The 15,670-nt window shown below is 54.0% G+C and carries 14 protein-coding genes; 3 read left to right on the forward strand and 11 right to left on the reverse strand.

Features of this window, described 5'->3' with window-relative positions:
• Positions 1–58: 58 nt before the first annotated feature.
• From JR338_10240 to JR338_10250, 3 genes are all read right to left on the reverse strand, one after another.
• Complete coding sequence (locus tag JR338_10240) at positions 59–670, reverse strand: GyrI-like domain-containing protein (GenBank protein ID QRN82787.1); 612 nt, start codon at positions 668–670, stop codon at positions 59–61.
• The gene (locus tag JR338_10245) at positions 657–1,202 is read right to left on the reverse strand and encodes a PadR family transcriptional regulator (GenBank protein ID QRN82788.1); all 546 of its coding nucleotides are present in this window, start codon (positions 1,200–1,202) and stop codon (positions 657–659) included. Before JR338_10245 ends, JR338_10240 begins: the two co-directional genes overlap by 14 nt.
• Before the next feature lie 126 nt (positions 1,203–1,328).
• A complete protein-coding gene (locus tag JR338_10250) occupies positions 1,329–1,550 on the reverse strand; it encodes a hypothetical protein (protein ID QRN82789.1) in 222 nt (73 codons plus the stop codon).
• Positions 1,551–1,767: 217 nt separating this feature from the next.
• On the opposite strand from JR338_10250, the gene JR338_10255 reads away from it, so the two are divergent.
• The 3 genes from JR338_10255 to JR338_10265 all read left to right on the forward strand — a co-directional run bounded on the left by JR338_10255 (position 1,768) and on the right by JR338_10265 (position 4,937).
• The gene (locus JR338_10255) at positions 1,768–2,565 is read left to right on the forward strand and encodes a PhzF family phenazine biosynthesis protein (protein QRN82790.1); all 798 of its coding nucleotides are present in this window, start codon (positions 1,768–1,770) and stop codon (positions 2,563–2,565) included.
• A gap of 179 nt (positions 2,566–2,744) precedes the next feature.
• Positions 2,745–3,590 carry an MBL fold metallo-hydrolase gene (locus JR338_10260; GenBank protein QRN82791.1) on the forward strand — a complete coding sequence of 282 codons (846 nt, stop codon included), beginning with the start codon at positions 2,745–2,747 and terminating at the stop codon, positions 3,588–3,590.
• 192 nt (positions 3,591–3,782) lie between these two features.
• Positions 3,783–4,937 (forward strand): L,D-transpeptidase, encoded by a 1,155-nt coding sequence (locus JR338_10265; GenBank protein ID QRN82792.1) that lies wholly within the window; start codon positions 3,783–3,785, stop codon positions 4,935–4,937.
• Positions 4,938–5,227: 290 nt separating this feature from the next.
• Here JR338_10265 and JR338_10270 read toward each other — a convergent pair whose 3' ends face one another.
• From JR338_10270 to selB, 8 genes are all read right to left on the reverse strand, one after another.
• Positions 5,228–5,599 carry a DUF1667 domain-containing protein gene (locus tag JR338_10270; protein ID QRN82793.1) on the reverse strand — a complete coding sequence of 124 codons (372 nt, stop codon included), beginning with the start codon at positions 5,597–5,599 and terminating at the stop codon, positions 5,228–5,230.
• A gap of 35 nt (positions 5,600–5,634) precedes the next feature.
• Positions 5,635–6,909, reverse strand: coding sequence for an FAD-dependent oxidoreductase (locus JR338_10275; GenBank protein QRN82794.1), 1,275 nt, complete (start codon positions 6,907–6,909; stop codon positions 5,635–5,637).
• Entirely contained in the window at positions 6,906–8,423 is a 1,518-nt protein-coding gene (locus JR338_10280) for an NAD(P)/FAD-dependent oxidoreductase (GenBank protein ID QRN82795.1), read from the reverse strand. The genes JR338_10275 and JR338_10280 overlap by 4 nt, the downstream gene beginning before the upstream one ends.
• Before the next feature lie 180 nt (positions 8,424–8,603).
• The gene (glpK, locus tag JR338_10285; GenBank protein ID QRN82796.1) at positions 8,604–10,115 is read right to left on the reverse strand and encodes a glycerol kinase GlpK; all 1,512 of its coding nucleotides are present in this window, start codon (positions 10,113–10,115) and stop codon (positions 8,604–8,606) included.
• A gap of 118 nt (positions 10,116–10,233) precedes the next feature.
• Positions 10,234–10,974, reverse strand: a complete 741-nt coding sequence (locus tag JR338_10290; GenBank protein ID QRN82797.1) for a hypothetical protein — start codon at positions 10,972–10,974, stop codon at positions 10,234–10,236.
• A 108-nt stretch (positions 10,975–11,082) separates the two neighbouring features.
• Positions 11,083–12,603, reverse strand: coding sequence for a carboxypeptidase M32 (locus JR338_10295; protein ID QRN82798.1), 1,521 nt, complete (start codon positions 12,601–12,603; stop codon positions 11,083–11,085).
• A 47-nt stretch (positions 12,604–12,650) separates the two neighbouring features.
• A complete protein-coding gene (locus JR338_10300; GenBank protein ID QRN82799.1) occupies positions 12,651–13,589 on the reverse strand; it encodes a hypothetical protein in 939 nt (312 codons plus the stop codon).
• 186 nt (positions 13,590–13,775) lie between these two features.
• Positions 13,776–15,656, reverse strand: a complete 1,881-nt coding sequence (gene selB / locus JR338_10305) for a selenocysteine-specific translation elongation factor (GenBank protein QRN82800.1) — start codon at positions 15,654–15,656, stop codon at positions 13,776–13,778.
• Between the last annotated feature and the right edge of the window lie 14 nt (positions 15,657–15,670).

A 15,670-nucleotide genomic window follows, 5' to 3' on the forward strand; every position in this document is an offset into this window, starting at 1 on the left:
TCTTTTTGTATTAACAATCTTTTTTATGTCAGATGTTTTGCCTCTTGGGACCGATAACTTATCCAGAGGTCACCGGATGGCGCAGGATGGTCAGCAGCTTTTCCGGTGCGCAGCGGGTGGGGTCTTTGAGGTAGATTTCGTGGTGCTTCAGGTGAGGTGTCAGGCCCTGGCTTTCAATGAAGGCGTGGAGGCGGTCAACGGTGGGCTTTTCGTCTGCATAAGGTCCGTGGTGCATCACCTGAGCGCTCTGGCCTTCCACCAGTTCACCGAGTCGGACCTGCGGCAGCAGAAGGGGATTGTGCTTCTTAACGACTTTTTCGCGGGCGGTTGCCACAACCTCGGCAGTCACGGCGGTGGGCTGCATGATCAGCATCGTCCAATACCAATTGCTCTTGTCGCCATAAGAGAATTCATTTAAATCCTCCACCCACCAGAGTCCCTCCAGCGGCATTACGCCGAAATCCAGGTCGTATTCGTCCCGCATCAGGAACCGGATGGCATAAGCCAGCTTATAGAGGGTGCCCACGGATTCGGAATAGATGGGTGCGGTGTTGGGGTCGCCCAGCCCGTCGATCATCAGGTAACTCAGGGACGGCACATCCACCAGGGTGGGATTGTCCGGAGCCTTATAGAGGGATTTGAATTCCTTTTTAAAATCAATTTTGGCCATTTTTATTTTCCTTTCTGGTCTGCAAAAGGGTTTTAACCCAGTCCAGTTCACTTTGGATCCGATGCAGACTATGAGCGAACAGAATTTCAACATTTTCCGGCAGATGTCCTCTGCCGCTTCGCTCCCACTGCTGGTTTACCCGCTTAAGGCCGTCTTCCAGGCTCTGTTGATATTCGTTCAGCGCTTCCGTCACTTGCTCTGGGGGCAGGATGGACATAAACGCCAGGGCGAGGTCGAGTTCGCCGCTGTTGGGCGTAGGATGGGCCAGTCTCTGGAGCAGTTCGGTGCGTAAGAGTGACCAGCCGGTTTGGGTCAGCGCATAGAGCTTGCGGACAGGTCCTTTTGAGGTTTCGCCCAGGGTGGAAAGGATCCAGCCCCGGTCTTCCGATTTGTTCAGCAGGTAATAGATGGAGGAGAATCCGATCTCGGTCCATTCTCGCATACCGCGGGTTTCAATGTCATTTTCCAGTTGGTAGCCGTATTTAGGTCCCTCGGTCAGGAGCCCCAGCAGGGCCAGTTCTTTATTGTTCATGACTCTATTCTAGCGCTAGAATAGTAGATTGTCAATACTACCATGGTTTTTAGGGAAATAAGAGGCTAAAAAATAAAAAACGCTGCACAGTAGTGCAGCGTCGGAATTTATGGGTTAACCGATGATTTAAGTATAGATGATCTTCGTGGCGAACTCTTCCAAAGTCTTGGCGTGGATTTTGGATAGCTGTTCGGCCTGGTCTTTTGCCAATATGAAGGTTTCATCCCCATATCCCTGAGCAATCGCATTCATAGGATTCTGAAGCAGATCCTTGCGGAACTTCAAACTGACCACTGCAGCGGTCATGATCCGGCTGATCTCTTCATGGGGGTAAATCACATTCACCATGATGTTAATTTCCTCCAAATGGTACTTCAACCAATAAAAGTTTTAATTTTGTATTAATTGAGTAACATCATTATATCCAACTTGAATTGATTATTCAATAAATTTAGATTGATTCCAGCTCGGATTAATAAGAATGGCAAAGAGAGGACTGGAAAGCGCATAAAATCCATTAAAATAGGATACAGGTGAATCTAGTTAATCAAAAAGGTGGTGTTAGATGATGACGACTCTTTTTCAGGTAGATGCTTTTACAAAGGAACCTTTCCATGGAAATCCGGCAGGTGTGTGCTTATTGACTGAGCCCAAGTCTGCGGAGTGGATGCAGGCGGTTGCTTCGGAGATGAACCTCTCGGAGACGGCATTTCTAAGGCCGGAGGGCGGTCAGGCGAACTGGCAGTTGTGCTGGTTCACCCCGGCCACTGAGGTGGACCTCTGCGGTCATGCCACCCTGGCCAGCGCTCGAGTGCTTTTTGAACGGCAGCCGGAATTGCGCAATGGTGCTCTGACTTTTCAGACGCGCTCTGGTGAGTTACGGGCGCATTGGGTGGATGGGGCTGTTGAGTTGGATTTCCCGGCGATGACTCCCGAACCGTTGGAGATTGAATCGGACGTGAGTGATATCTTGGGATTCCAACCGGTGGCCGCGGCTTATGATGGGAATTATTTCCTTTTTGAGGCGCCTGATGCCGCAACTGTCCGCAATGCCAAACCGGATTTCTTCGCGCTGATGGAAAGCCAAATGCCCGAGGTGATTATTACCGCCCAGAGCGACCTAGAGGACTTTGACTTCATTTCGCGTTTCTTTGCTCCGCAATTAGGGGTCAATGAGGACCCGGTCACAGGATCTGCTCATTGCCTGCTTACCCCATATTGGGCGGAAAAACTCGAGAAGACTGAATTAAAGGCTTATCAGGCTTCGGCCAGGGGTGGCGTGTTGAAGGTGCGGCTTGATGGCGGCCGGGTTCGGATTGCTGGAGAAGCGACAATTATCTTCAAGGCGGAGCTTTTGGTCTGAGGTGGTTAAGGTATTAAAGGATGCCGTCCGGATTTTTCACCCGGACGGCATTTCAGGTATTTAGAGTACCTCGCTGAAAGATTTGCTCAACAGAAGTTGAGCTTTGTTTTCATTAGTCTCTATTACTTCTATTATAGAGGATTTAGACTTCATTTGAAATACGGAAAAGAATGGCTGTGATGGAAATATCAGCTCAGCTAACTTATGGCGGAACCAACTGCATGCTCTTTCGCAAGGGAGAATCTAATCTGCTGATTGATCCCCATTTCACCCGCCCTCCCTTCCTGAGCTTATTAGATAAGATCAAACCCTCACCGGAGAAAATCAAGGCAGGCCTGGCGCGTTTGGGCATCCAAAGCCTGGCCGGGGTCCTGCTGACGCATACCCATTACGACCATGCCCTTGATGCGGTGGAAACGGCCTGCCAGACCGGCGCTCCTCTGTTTGGCTCACCCTCCTCAGCTCAGTTGGCTGCAGGGGCTGGATTGGCGCCGGATTTGTTCCATCAAATTCAGCAGGGCGAATCCTTGCAGGCAGGGGATTTTACCGTTCGCTTCCTGCCCAGCCAGCATATTCAATTCCCCAGACCTCTAAGCCGCTTAGCCAGCATTGCAGCCCCCATTCCCCAACCCCTGAGGCCGCCGGCCTGGTTTTGGCAGTACCGCTGCGGTGAGGTCAGCGCCATCCTGGTGGACCGAACGTTGGTCTTTGGTAGTGCGGCCTTTCTGAGCGGGGCCTATCAGGGTTTGGAGGTGGAGACGGTCGTTTTGGGTATTGGTGGCTTGGGGTTTCGGCCGCGAAGTTACCTCGAAAAACTCTACCAGGAGACGGTGGTTGCCAGTGGCGCGCGGCAGGTGCTGATTTCCCATTGGGATAACTTCTTTCGGCCTATAAGGGCTGGTCTGCATTCTCTTGGCAGAGTGGGCTGGACGATGGAGCACTTGAGACCCTTAGCAGAACGTTACGGGCAGACAATTTCAATATTGAAGTACAACCAGCCTGTGGATTTAGTGGTTTCCCCCTAACGCGTATCAACGGTTCCCTCTGAACCGTTGATGGGTGGTGCTGGCTGTATTTTTTATTTTTATTATTTGTTTCTTTCACTTTCTATTCTTATCTTATCTGGAATGGCTTATCGTCACCCTAGATTTTCTAGGGTGTTTTGACTCCGGTGAGATTAGGTATAATCAGCGCATAAGCATTGAATTAGAGGAACAATGAAAAAATTTAAATTATTGGTTTGGTCAATACTTTTACTGCTGATCTTTGGCTTGCCTCAGGCGGCGGTTCAGGCCCAAAGCGAAGTGGAGGATGACTCCTGGATGCCACTTTGTCTGCCGGGCATGCCTAATGACGGCACTTGTTTGTTCTATGGCCCTGCTCAGACGGTGGCGGAGATGGAAGCGGAGGGCTTTCCTTACCCGATGACTGAATTGCCGGCCGCCTCGCCTTCATCTGATCTGGGCATTTTGCCGGTCTATGTCGCCAAGATCAACCTGGCTGCCGATGAACCGGCTTATACCTACGCCTCAGCGGAAGACGCCGCGGCGGGAAGGAACCCAATCGGACAAATCGAGACCGGCTCGCTTCGTTACATCAGCTATATCAACCGGGTGGATATTAACGGGAATCCCTATCTGCAGACGACCACCGGCACCTGGCTGCGGGCTGCACCAGCGGCTTATACGAACTTTCAGGGACTGTTGTTTTATGATAATCCCAGCAATGACTTTGGTTGGGTGGTGGATCGGACTCCGTCCTACACGGAACCCTCGATCAATGCGCCGGTCAGCGGGAATGAATACGTGCAGATGGACCTGATCCAGGTTTTTAACAGCACAGAAGCCCAAGGGCTGACCTGGTATGAGATCGCGCCGGATGAGTGGGTGAACAGCCTGAAAGCCCGGGTGGTGCATTTTGACCCCACCCGCCCGGAAGGCGTTCAGGGGGATCGCTGGATTGAGATCAATTTGTTCCAGCAGACCATGAGCGTGTATGAAGATGGTGACCTTGTATTCGCCACGCTGGTCGCCAGTGGTTTGGACCCTTTCTTTACGCGTCCGGGTGTTTTCCAGATTTATGAAAAGAAGCCTTTGGAAACGATGAGCGGCGCGTTTGAAGCCAATCGATCGGATTATTACTATCTAGAAGATGTTCCCTGGACGATGTATTATGACGAATCCCGTGCTTTACACGCCACCTATTGGCACACCAACCTGGGTTATACGCAGTCTCACGGCTGCGTGAACCTGGCGCCTGGAGATGCCAACTGGCTGTTCCAATGGGCGGAGGTCGGTGACTACGTTTGGGTGCATGACCCAAGCGGGAACACCCCCGAAGACCCTAATTATTACGGCCCCGGTGCGCCGTAGAATGATTGGATAAAATCAAACCCCTGATAGTTCAGGGGCTTTTTGTTTGGAAAAAAGTAGTTGGTAAAAAACCCCTTTCCCAATCCTTCCCCTCGAGAGGGGAAGGGTGCCGAAGGCGGGATGGGGTTAGAAGTAGGGGAGCCTCTCTGTGGGCTCCCTTATTCTTTGGGCGGCCACAGAGGGCCGCCCCTACAATATTTTGGATTGGGCGAAGGGAAGGGGATTAAATATAATGAGCCGTGGCACACCACGGCTCTATGTCTTTGGCGTAAATGGTCTTGCTCTATCCCCTACGCCGCCACCTTCGGCATATCCCGGCTGGCGACGACGTCAATTCCGGTACCGAGAGCATTGGGCAGTACGACCTGGTTGATCTTCACCGGCGCGGGAATTTCCACATTGCGCAGCGCCCGGGCCAGATCGGGGATCAGGTGCTTGGGGAAGGCCTTTTTGGTGTAGACGGGCACCAGGGGGTGCAATCCACCATCCACCCGTACGGTGGAGGCTACCATCCGGCGGGGGTCCTGCAGTTCACAGATCGCATATTCCTCGCCGCGTTTGCAGCCATCCAGAACTTCCAGCACCTGCTTGCCTTCGTGCTTAACCCGCAAGGTGCAGCCTTTGGGGCAGGTCACGCAAATGATTTCACTGATCTCAGCCATGTTTCAGTTCCTTTGATCTACAAATAAAACCCGGCTCAACGTTTGCGAACGTTGACGGTTAGCGAGGTTGCTCTTTGAACGGCTTCATAAGCCTTTGGTTGGATCGCCAGGGTGATGATCTCACCGGGGCGGGCATAGGGCTCGCCTTTCTTGGTGACCACTTCACCGTTCTGGTCTTCCACGGTCACCAGGACGCGTTCTTCCATCGGGGTGATGGCACGCATCTGCAGGCGGACCTGTTCTTCTGCCAGGTGGTTCTTATCAAGCTTGTGGGGTACCACATAGCGGATGTTTTCACCCGCTTTGAGTGGAATTTCCTCACCGGTTTCCAGCTTTTCGGCCAGGGCAAACTGCGCCGCGCCTTTGCCGGCAGTTGAACCGGCTTCGGTCACCCAGTCCACCAGATCATAGACCTGCACAACATTCCCCGCTGCAAAGATGCCGGGCACATTGGTCATAAATCGGTCATCCACATAGGGACCATTGGTGATCGGGTCCAGCAGCACACCGGCCTTCTTGGATAGCTCGTTCTCGGGGATCAGGCCGACCGAGAGCAGAAGGGTGTCGCAGGGGATGATCTCCTTGGTGCCTGGGACGGGCTGCCACTTTTCATCCACCGTGACGGCCTCAATCGCTTCCACTCGGTCACGGCCGATGATTCGGTTGACTGTGCGGTGTTTTTGGAGAGTGATGCCGTAATCCAGCAGACACTGGACGTAGTTGCGGGTCAGGCCGGTAAGGTAGGGCATGATTTCCAACACGCGTTCCACCTGTGCGCCTTCAATCGTCAGGCGGCGGGCCATAATCATGCCGATATCGCCGGAGCCGAGGATCACGAACTTATTGCCCGGCATGTGCCCTTCCACGTTAACGAAGCGCTGGGCGGTACCGGCGGTGTAGACCCCGGCGGGGCGGGCCCCCGGCAGCATGATCTGGGCCCGGGTGCGTTCCCGGCAGCCCATTGCCAGGACGATCGCTTTGGCCTGAAGGTCCAGATAGCCCAGGTCTTTGTTGATGGCGAAGATTTCCCGTTGGGGGGAGATATCCAGCACCATTGTATCCATCAGGGTTTCCACCCCGTGGGCTTTAACTTTATCAATGTAATATTGGGCGTAGGTTGGGCCGGGCATATCTTCATTGAAGAGCTGCAGCCCGAAGCCGTTGTGGATGCATTGCAGTAGAATGCCGCCCAATTCGACGTCCCGTTCGATGATCAGGACATCATCCGCGCCGTTTTCTTTGGCTGCGATGGCGGCCGCCAGACCGCCGGGACCACTACCGATGACGATGACATCATAGTTGGTTTTCATATCAGGTCCTCCACGACGATGTGATCCTGTTGGACGTCTTTGGTGCGCCGGTAGAGCAGCGGTGAGCCATCGCCTTTCTTGGTGACCTCTTCCGGGGCGATCCCCAGCTCTTCAGAGAGGATATGGACAACACGGGGCATGTCGAAACCACCCTGACAGCGTCCGGTTCCCAGCCAGGTGCGCCGTTTGATGGCGTCATAGGTTGTGGCGGGAATCGGGGAATGGATGGCGGCCAGGATTTCGCCTTCGGTGACCATCTCACAGCGGCAGACGATCCGCCCATAGGCGGGTTCTTTGGCAATCAAATCCGCCTGCTGGTGTTTATCCATGTGCCGGAAGACCGGCGGGGCCTCACGAATGGGGTTCCAATCCGGTTTCTCGATTAGGTCTTCGCCAGCCGCCTTGAGCAGCTCGATCACCTTGATGGCGATCGCGGGGGAGGCGGTGAAACCGGGGGATTCGATCCCACCCAGGTTCACCAGGCCTTTGACTTCCTCCGGGATCTCGATGATGAAGTCCTGGTTGTAATCAATTTCCGGGTTGGGCGAGGGGGCATTGCCCGTGGCCCGCAGCCCGGCGAATTCAGCGATGATGTGCTTGCGGTTCACGCTGGGAACCAGTTTCTTCCCACCGGACCAGATCTCCTCGACACCTTCGCGGGTCATGTCCTTATCGGTCTTATCTTCAACGAAGTTGGCATTGGGGCCAATGATCACATTGCCGTGCAGGGTGGAGGCCACCAAAATGCCCTTGCCTTTGTTGGAAGGGGCGGGGAAGAGGATCGTGTTTTGTGTTAACTGGAATTCAACTTTATCGAGGATCAGATATTCACCCCGGCGAGGATGGATCACGAAATCGGGCCTGACGCCGGCTTTGTGCATCACCTCATCGGCATACAGCCCGGCGGCATTGACCACCCAGCGGCTTTCAAAGTCGCCCTGGTTGGTGCGGATGCCGGTGATGGTGTTCCCGTCCATCAGGAAATCTTCAAAGGCTGTGTTGAGCATCACTGTAACGCCGTTCATCACCGCGTTCTCGGCCACAGCTACGGTGGCTGTGAGGGGGTCGCTGATCCCGCCGGTGGGTGCCCAGAGGGCGCCAATGGCATCCGGCCGGATGAGGGGTTCACGACGGCGCATTTCTTCACCGGAGATGATTTCCAAACCTGGGACGCCGTTTTCCTTACCGCGTTCCAGCAGGATATTCAGCATCGTCATGTCTTCATCACTGACGGCGACCACATAATCGCCACAGCGTTCGTAGGGGATTCCGAGCTCCTCGGAGACCTGGGGCCACATCTCAACTCCCATGACGTTTGTGAGCGCTTTATTAGAACCAGGCAAGGCGTCATAACCGGCATGAACGGCCGCGGAGTTGGCAGAGCTGGTGCCCATGCCCACATCGCTGTCTTTGTCGATCAACAAGATATCAAGTTTATATTTGGATAGAAAACGTGCCACCATGCTGCCGACAATTCCCGCACCAATGATGATGACGTCGTAAGATTGAGCCATCCAAGCCTCCGTCGTGAAAATTATTACCATATAGGCAACAAAATATTATACCTGTGATTGCCTGGGTCGAATGGCTCACAGTTTTTCTCTATTGATTATCCGGTCAGGGCAGTAGAAATAAATGGGCTTTTGTCCTCATCCTGAATGTCATAAGTCTTAATGTCCCGGTGCAGGTTGAAGTTATTCACCTTCCACCCAATTGAAAGTCCGGCTGACGGCCTTCTTCCATTCCCGATATTTGGCATCAAACAGGGGGCTTTTGGGGTCAGGTTCCCAGGTTTTGTCCTTGATCCAGTTGGCGCGCATCTCGTCTTTGTTCTTCCAGAATTTCACGGCCAACCCTGCGGCGTAGGCCGCGCCAAGGGCCGTGGTTTCGGCGACTTTGGGCCGGATGACCGGTACCTTAAGCACATCCGCCTGGATCTGCATCAGCAGGTCGTTGGCCACCATTCCGCCATCCACTTTGAGGATGGTCAGATCCACTCCAGAGTCAATTTTCATCACATCGAGCACTTCCCGGGTCTGGAAAGCAGTTGCTTCCAGCGTGGCCCGGGCAATATGCCCCCGATTGACGAAGCGGGTCATGCCAACGATGGCGCCGCGGGCATCGGAGCGCCAATAGGGGGCGAAAAGGCCGGAAAAGGCGGGCACAAAGTAGATTCCACCGTTGTCCTCAACGGTTTTCGCCAGTGTTTCCACATCGGAGGATTTTTGGATCAGGCCAAGGTTGTCACGCAGCCACTGAACAAGCGCCCCGGTGATCGCAATGGAACCTTCCAGGGCATAGACGGGTTTCTCGCCCTCAAAATGGTAGCAAAGGGTTGTTAATAAGCCGTTCTTGGAGAAAACCAACTCATCACCGGTGTTGAGGATCGTGAAACAGCCGGTACCGTAAGTGTTTTTAGCCTCACCAGGATTAAAGCAGGTCTGTCCAACTGTTGCGGCCTGCTGATCGCCCAAATCGCCGGACACCGGGATCGCACCGCCAAAGGGGCCGTTCTCTTTGGTCATGCCATAAATTTGAGATGATGGCCGAATTTCCGGGAGCATTTGCATCGGGATGCCCATGATCTGACAAATTTCCTCATCCCAGCGCAAAGTTTTGAGATCCATGAGCATCGTTCGGCTGGCGTTGGTCACATCGGTGATGTGCAGGCCGCCATCCACACCACCGGTCAGGTTCCAGATGACCCAGGTGTCGATATTGCCGAAGATTGCTCTGCCCTGCTCCGCTGCTTCACGAACGCCCTCAACATTATCCAGGATCCAGCGGATTTTTGGCCCGGAGAAATAGGTTGCCAGCGGCAGCCCCACCCGCTCCTGAAAGCGGTTATTACCGATCGCTCCGGCAAATTCCGCACAGATTTTACTGGTTCGGGTATCCTGCCAGACAATCGCGTTGTAGTAGGGTTGGCCGGTTTCCCGATCCCAGACAATGGTGGTTTCTCTTTGGTTGGTGACGCCCACCGCTGCAATATCGCAGGCTTTGGCGTTGGCTTTGGTCATCGCACCCTGGATGACGTCATGACAGCGATCCCAGATCTCAATCGGGTTATGTTCCACCCAGCCCGGTTTGGGAAAGATCTGTTCATGTTCCAATTGGTGGGTGCTGACAATTTCGCCGCTGTGGTTGAATAAGATACACCGCGTACTGGTTGTCCCCTGGTCAATGGAGGCTACGTATTTATTCATGCTGGTTCCCTTATAAGGTTCGAGGCTAGATGTGTGTTGATTTATCCCCTATTATAAGGGTAGTCCGGGAGAGCAAATGATCTATTTTTGATTGGAAGATGGGTTTTTGGGTGAAAGATCAGGGCGCCAGGGTGAGCGGGAGGCTGTCCAGAACGATATTGGCTGTATGGCTATCCATCGTCTGCCGGATGATAAGGCGCACATCACGGACCGTGCTGATGAAGCCATAGTTGATGGTGATCTCAAAGGCGATGGTTTCGCCGGGTTGATCAACGGCGAGTTGGGCGGAGCCGATCTGGCCGCCACTGTCAGAGATCAATTCAAAGGTGACCGGTCGATCGGTGACTGGTGTGAGGGTGCCCTGAACGACGAACTGGCCGCCGCTGATGGAGGCGTTGGGTTCCGGCGAGCTGATTTCCAGCCACTGACCCGATACTGGGTTGGGCTGCACCTGAACCTCGCCGCTGTCATCCAGAACAACCAGCACGGAGCGTTCGGCTAATGGGCGGTGATATTCATCCTGGGTGGCGAGGGTCAGCAACCCTTCCAGCCCTGGATAGGGGATTTCGAACAGGATTTGGGAGTCCAGATTGATTTCTTCACCATTGACGGCATCCACCCGGATCAGTTGCCTCGAGAGGACGCGATCAAAATTATCGGTCAGTGTGATCCTGAGCAGGTTATCTGCCCCAGGCCGAACGACAGCAGAGACCAGGATCGGTGATGCAACGGTGGAACCTTCACCCGGGGAGAGGATGGTCATGGAGGGAGAGGGCGCGGCGAATGACGCCCGCGGTAGAAGCAGGGACAAACTGAGGATGATTAGGAGGGCAAATGTGCTACGATGTTTCAAGAGCATGAGGTTATTATACAGAGCGATGGTTTAATCACAGTAAAGGATAGGGGCTAAAATCAAGAACAGAGGCGACCCATGAGGTCGCCTCTGTGGTTAAACAATCGAGGCCGGTTAGAGATCGTAGATCTCGCCGTACTTGGTCTTGAGGTAGTTAATATAGGGTTCCGGGGTGATCTTGCTGCCGGTCGCCATGACCATCAATTCCTGCGGTTCATACTTCGAGCCGTATTGATGGATGTGTTCCCGCATCCAACCTAGGATGGTATCGAATTTACCCTGAGCGATCTCATCCGGGATGTTGGGGTTTTCTTCCAGCATCTTATCCCAAAGCTGAACGGAAGCCAGGTTACCAAGGGCATAGGTTGGGAAGTAGCCGATCATCCCACCGGACCAGTGCACGTCCTGCAGGACGCCTTCACCATCATTCTTCGGAGTGATACCGAGATAGTCCTGCATCTTGGCGTTCCAAATATCAGGCAGGTCGGCGACCTGGATGGTGCCTTCCATCAGGCCCATTTCAATTTCGAGACGCAGCATAACATGCATGTTGTAGGTTGCTTCGTCAGCTTCGACCCGGACCATTGAAGGTTCCACCTTGTTGATGCCGCGATAGAAGTCGTTCATTGAGACATTACCGAGAATCTCAGGGAAGAGCATCTGGGCACTCGGGTAGAAGTAGGTCCAGAATTCTTTGCTGCGGCCGACCAGGTTTTCCCACAGACGGGATTGGGATTCATGGATAGCAAGTGAGGCTGGCCCGCTGAGGGGGTGCCGGTTGTATTTGCCGGAGACGCCTTGCTCATACATGGCATGCCCGGCTTCGTGCATTGTGCTGAAGAGGGCCGATCCACCGTCGTCATCCAGATAGCGGGTGGTGATGCGCACATCGCCCTGACCGAATCCGGTGGTGAAGGGGTGGGCTGTGGTGTCCAGACGGCCCCGATTCCAGTCATAACCAAAGCGGGTGATCACATGGCGGCCGAGGAGTGCCTGATATTCTGCCTTATAATCCTGCTTGATGAAGGAATTATCGGGGGGTTCCTTTTCGGCGATTGCCTTGAGAAGTTCCACCTGTTGGGGGCGCAATTTGTTGAAGATTTCCTTGACATCTGCGGTCTTCATGCCTGGCTCAAAATCGTCCAGCAGGGCATCGTAGATGTTGTCATAGGGCTGGAAGAGCTTGGCATATTCGATGCGCAGATCAACGATCTTTTGTAGATAGGGCTGGAAGAGGGTGAAGTCGGATTTGGTTCGGGCTTCCACCCAGGCTTCGTGCGCGCCGGTGGTCACTTTGATAAATTCCATCAGCAGGGGCAGCGGAACCTTGGTTTGCTTTTCGTAGGCTTTCTTGAACACTTTGACCGAACGGGCTTCGTCGGTATCAGCAGTCAGGTCACCTACTTCGGCTTCCAGATCGGCGAGCAGCTTACCCACCTCATCGGAGGTGAATTTCTCGTGCATGAGCCGGCCGATCAGCGAGGATTGCTGGCCGCGTTCTTCAGAGCCGCCGCGGGGCATGTAGACCTGTTGGTCCCATCCCATCAGGGCCGTGATATGGCCGAGGTCTTCCATTTCAGCGGCCAGGTCAACCAGTTGCTGCATTTTTTCAGAGTATTTTGATTTTTCAGTCATTGGCTATCCTTGTAAATTAGTTTAATTGAGCGCGGTTGTCGTGTTAATCAGGCTACCCGCCAGCGCAGGGGTTCTTCATCCAGCCCGGCGATCACCTCTGAGAGGATATCGTGACCTGCCCGAAGTTGGGCTTCTTTGGTCTGAGCGCCAACATGGGGCGTACCGACCACCAGGGGGTGCTTTGCAAGCGGGGAATCTCCAGGGGGTTCAGTCTCGTAAACATCGAGCGCGGCACCGGCGACCTTGCCACTTTCGAGGGCATCCAACAGGGCGGCTTCTTCGATCACACCGCCGCGGGCGGCACAGATGATCCGTACACCGGGTTTCATCTTTGCGAAGGCTTCCGCGTTGAGGATGTAATGGGTGGGTGGAATATGGGGAATGTGCAGAGTGATCAAGTCCGCTTCGGCAAACAGGGTATCCAGGTCAACGGGGGTGGCCCCGGCAGCCTTGATGTCCTCCGCAGGGCGGATGGGATCATAAGCGAGCACTTTCATATCGAAAGCCATCGCACGTTTGCCGACAGATTCGCCGATATGACCATAGCCGATCACGCCCAGGGTCTTTTGGAAAAGTTCGGTACCGACCAGTTCTTTCTTCAGCCATTGTCCGGCTTTCATACCGGCATCCGCTTTGGGAATGCCCCGGATCAGGCTCAGCATCAATCCCATGGTCAGTTCTGCGACTGAGACGGTGGTGGCTATTGGGGCATTGACAACGACCACGCCGTGGTTCTTGGCGGCCTGCAGGTCAATATTATCCACGCCAACGCCCATCCGGCCGACAACTTTCAGTTTCTTGCCAGCGGCGAGTACTTCTTCGGTGACCTTGGTCCTGCCGCGGACGATCAGAGCGTCATAATCGCCGATAACTTCCAGCAGTTCTTCAGCTGAGATGCCTTTCTTATCCACCATTTCAGCTTTGGCGAGCAGGGCATCATCTGAAATCTTAGCTAGTCCATCCGTGAGTAAAATCTTCCATTGCATGAGTTTAAGACTCCTCCACAAGTGAGATATTTGGTGAGTGTTTTTCAATTTTACCGCAGATTGAACTTTAGTTATCTGGAGCGGTTTGAATCATACGGATTAATCTTGAAAATATTAAAGGGGAAATTTGGAAAATTAAAGTTTGGAGAAGATTATTGAAATACGAGGGTTAATGGTTGTCCTGGATTAGGATTTCTTTTTCAATTCCCGTCCATCACCTTTGCGCACTGTGATTCCCCTGGCGTCCAAATCTTCCAGCACCGCAACTGCATACTTCCGGCTGGTCTGGAAACGGTCGCGCAATTCGGCCAGGGTGACGCTGCCGTTCTGTTGGATGATCTCAATTACGGCATCCTGCATTTCCTGCAGTACAGCCGGCTGAAGCAGGACATCTTCTCCCAGTTGGGCAAGCTGTCCGGTTTGGACTAGCACGGTCACCAGTTCTTGCCCGGTGATATCTTGGCTTTCTTTGACCGAGGGTGGGGTGTAAGGCTGGGCGTCGAATGCCTTCATCAGGGAATTCACTTTGGCTTGCTGGGCATCGGTCAGTTTTACGGTATGCTCTGCCAGTCGGACGAAGGCGTTTTCGGCAACGATTTCACCGCTGGCAGCCAGTCGGGTCACCATCGCGTCAAATAGGTCTGCAGAGAGCTTATTCTCGGTGCGCAGCTGCTCTCGGGGCATCCCGAATTGCAGTGGGTTTTGTTCGTGAAAATTAGCCAGGGTTCGCAGCAGATCGGTTTGCAGTTGGACTAATTGAGCGGTGGGGACCAGCAGTTTTTTCCCGGTGAGGACAATCAACTCGCCGCTCTCCAATAGGCCATCAATGGCAGCCTGAGCCTGTCCGGGTTCAAGACCGGCAATTTCAATCAACTTTGCCTGACTGATCGCACCGGATTGGCGAGCGGACTGCATCAGGATCTCTTCAGGTGTGCCCATCATCATCTGCGCCAACTCTTCGAGTTTGGTCTCGTTGAAGCGCCTATAACGGCGTTTGGGGTGAGGGTTCACCACCTGACCGCCGCCGATGGTTTCGGCTGGTGAAGGCCGCCGCAGGATGAACCGGTCCTGTCGCAAGGCCACCACCGGATGTTCCAGCATCAATTGCAGGAAGCCTTCCTCGCCTGGCTTGAGTTCCTGCGTGCCCAATAACCTGACACGGGCGATCACCTCAGCCGCGCCGAGGAATAATTTCATTTCGCTGTTGTGTTTGAGGGGTGCGCTGGCATCCTTCAAAAGGCGAACCCAAACGTCAATCATGGTTGTGGGCTGGTACGTGCCGGGGTGAATGATGACATCTCCGCGGCGAATTTGATCCACGCTCACACCGGAGATGTTGACAGCGGTGCGGCTACCGGGTTGGGCCTTTTCTTCAGCTTGTTTATGGGTTTGGAGCCCCCGAATGCGCCCTTCTATTCCTTCCGGGAGGATCTCCAAGGAATCCCCAACGGAGAGATGCCCGTCGGTCAGGGTGCCGGTAACAACTGTGCCAAATCCGGGGAGGGTGAAGACCCGATCAATCGGCAGGCGGGGTCGTCCAAGGTCAGGGCGGTGGGGGTGCGCTGCCAGCACATCTTGCAATGTTTGAACCAGAGCATCCAGGCCTTCACCACTGCGAGCGCTGACCCGCACAATTGGTGCATTTTCCAGGGCGGTACCCTTCAATGTGTCCTGCAGGTCCGCTTCAACCAGGTCCAGCCATTCAGCATCCGGCACCAGGTCAATTTTGGTGAGGGCGACGACGGCTGCGGGAATTTGGAGGAGGTCAAGGATGGCAAGGTGTTCGCGGGTTTGGGGCATCACGCCCTCATCAGCCGCGACCACAAACAGGGCAGCATCAATCCCGCCGATGCCGGCCAGCATGTTCTCGATGAAATCCCGGTGGCCGGGCACATCAACAATACCGATGTCTTCACCGTTGGGAAGTTCGAACCAGGCAAAGCCCAGCTCAATGCTCATCTCCCGGTCCTGTTCTACCTTGAGACGGTCCGGGTTGATCCCGGTCAGCCGGTTGATGAGAGTAGATTTTCCGTGGTCAACATGTCCGGCGGTGCCAATGACTTGCACGGGGTTTATCCTGT

It is taken from the genome of Chloroflexota bacterium, assembly GCA_016887485.1.
Classification (GTDB): Bacteria; Chloroflexota; Anaerolineae; order Anaerolineales; family Anaerolineaceae; genus Brevifilum.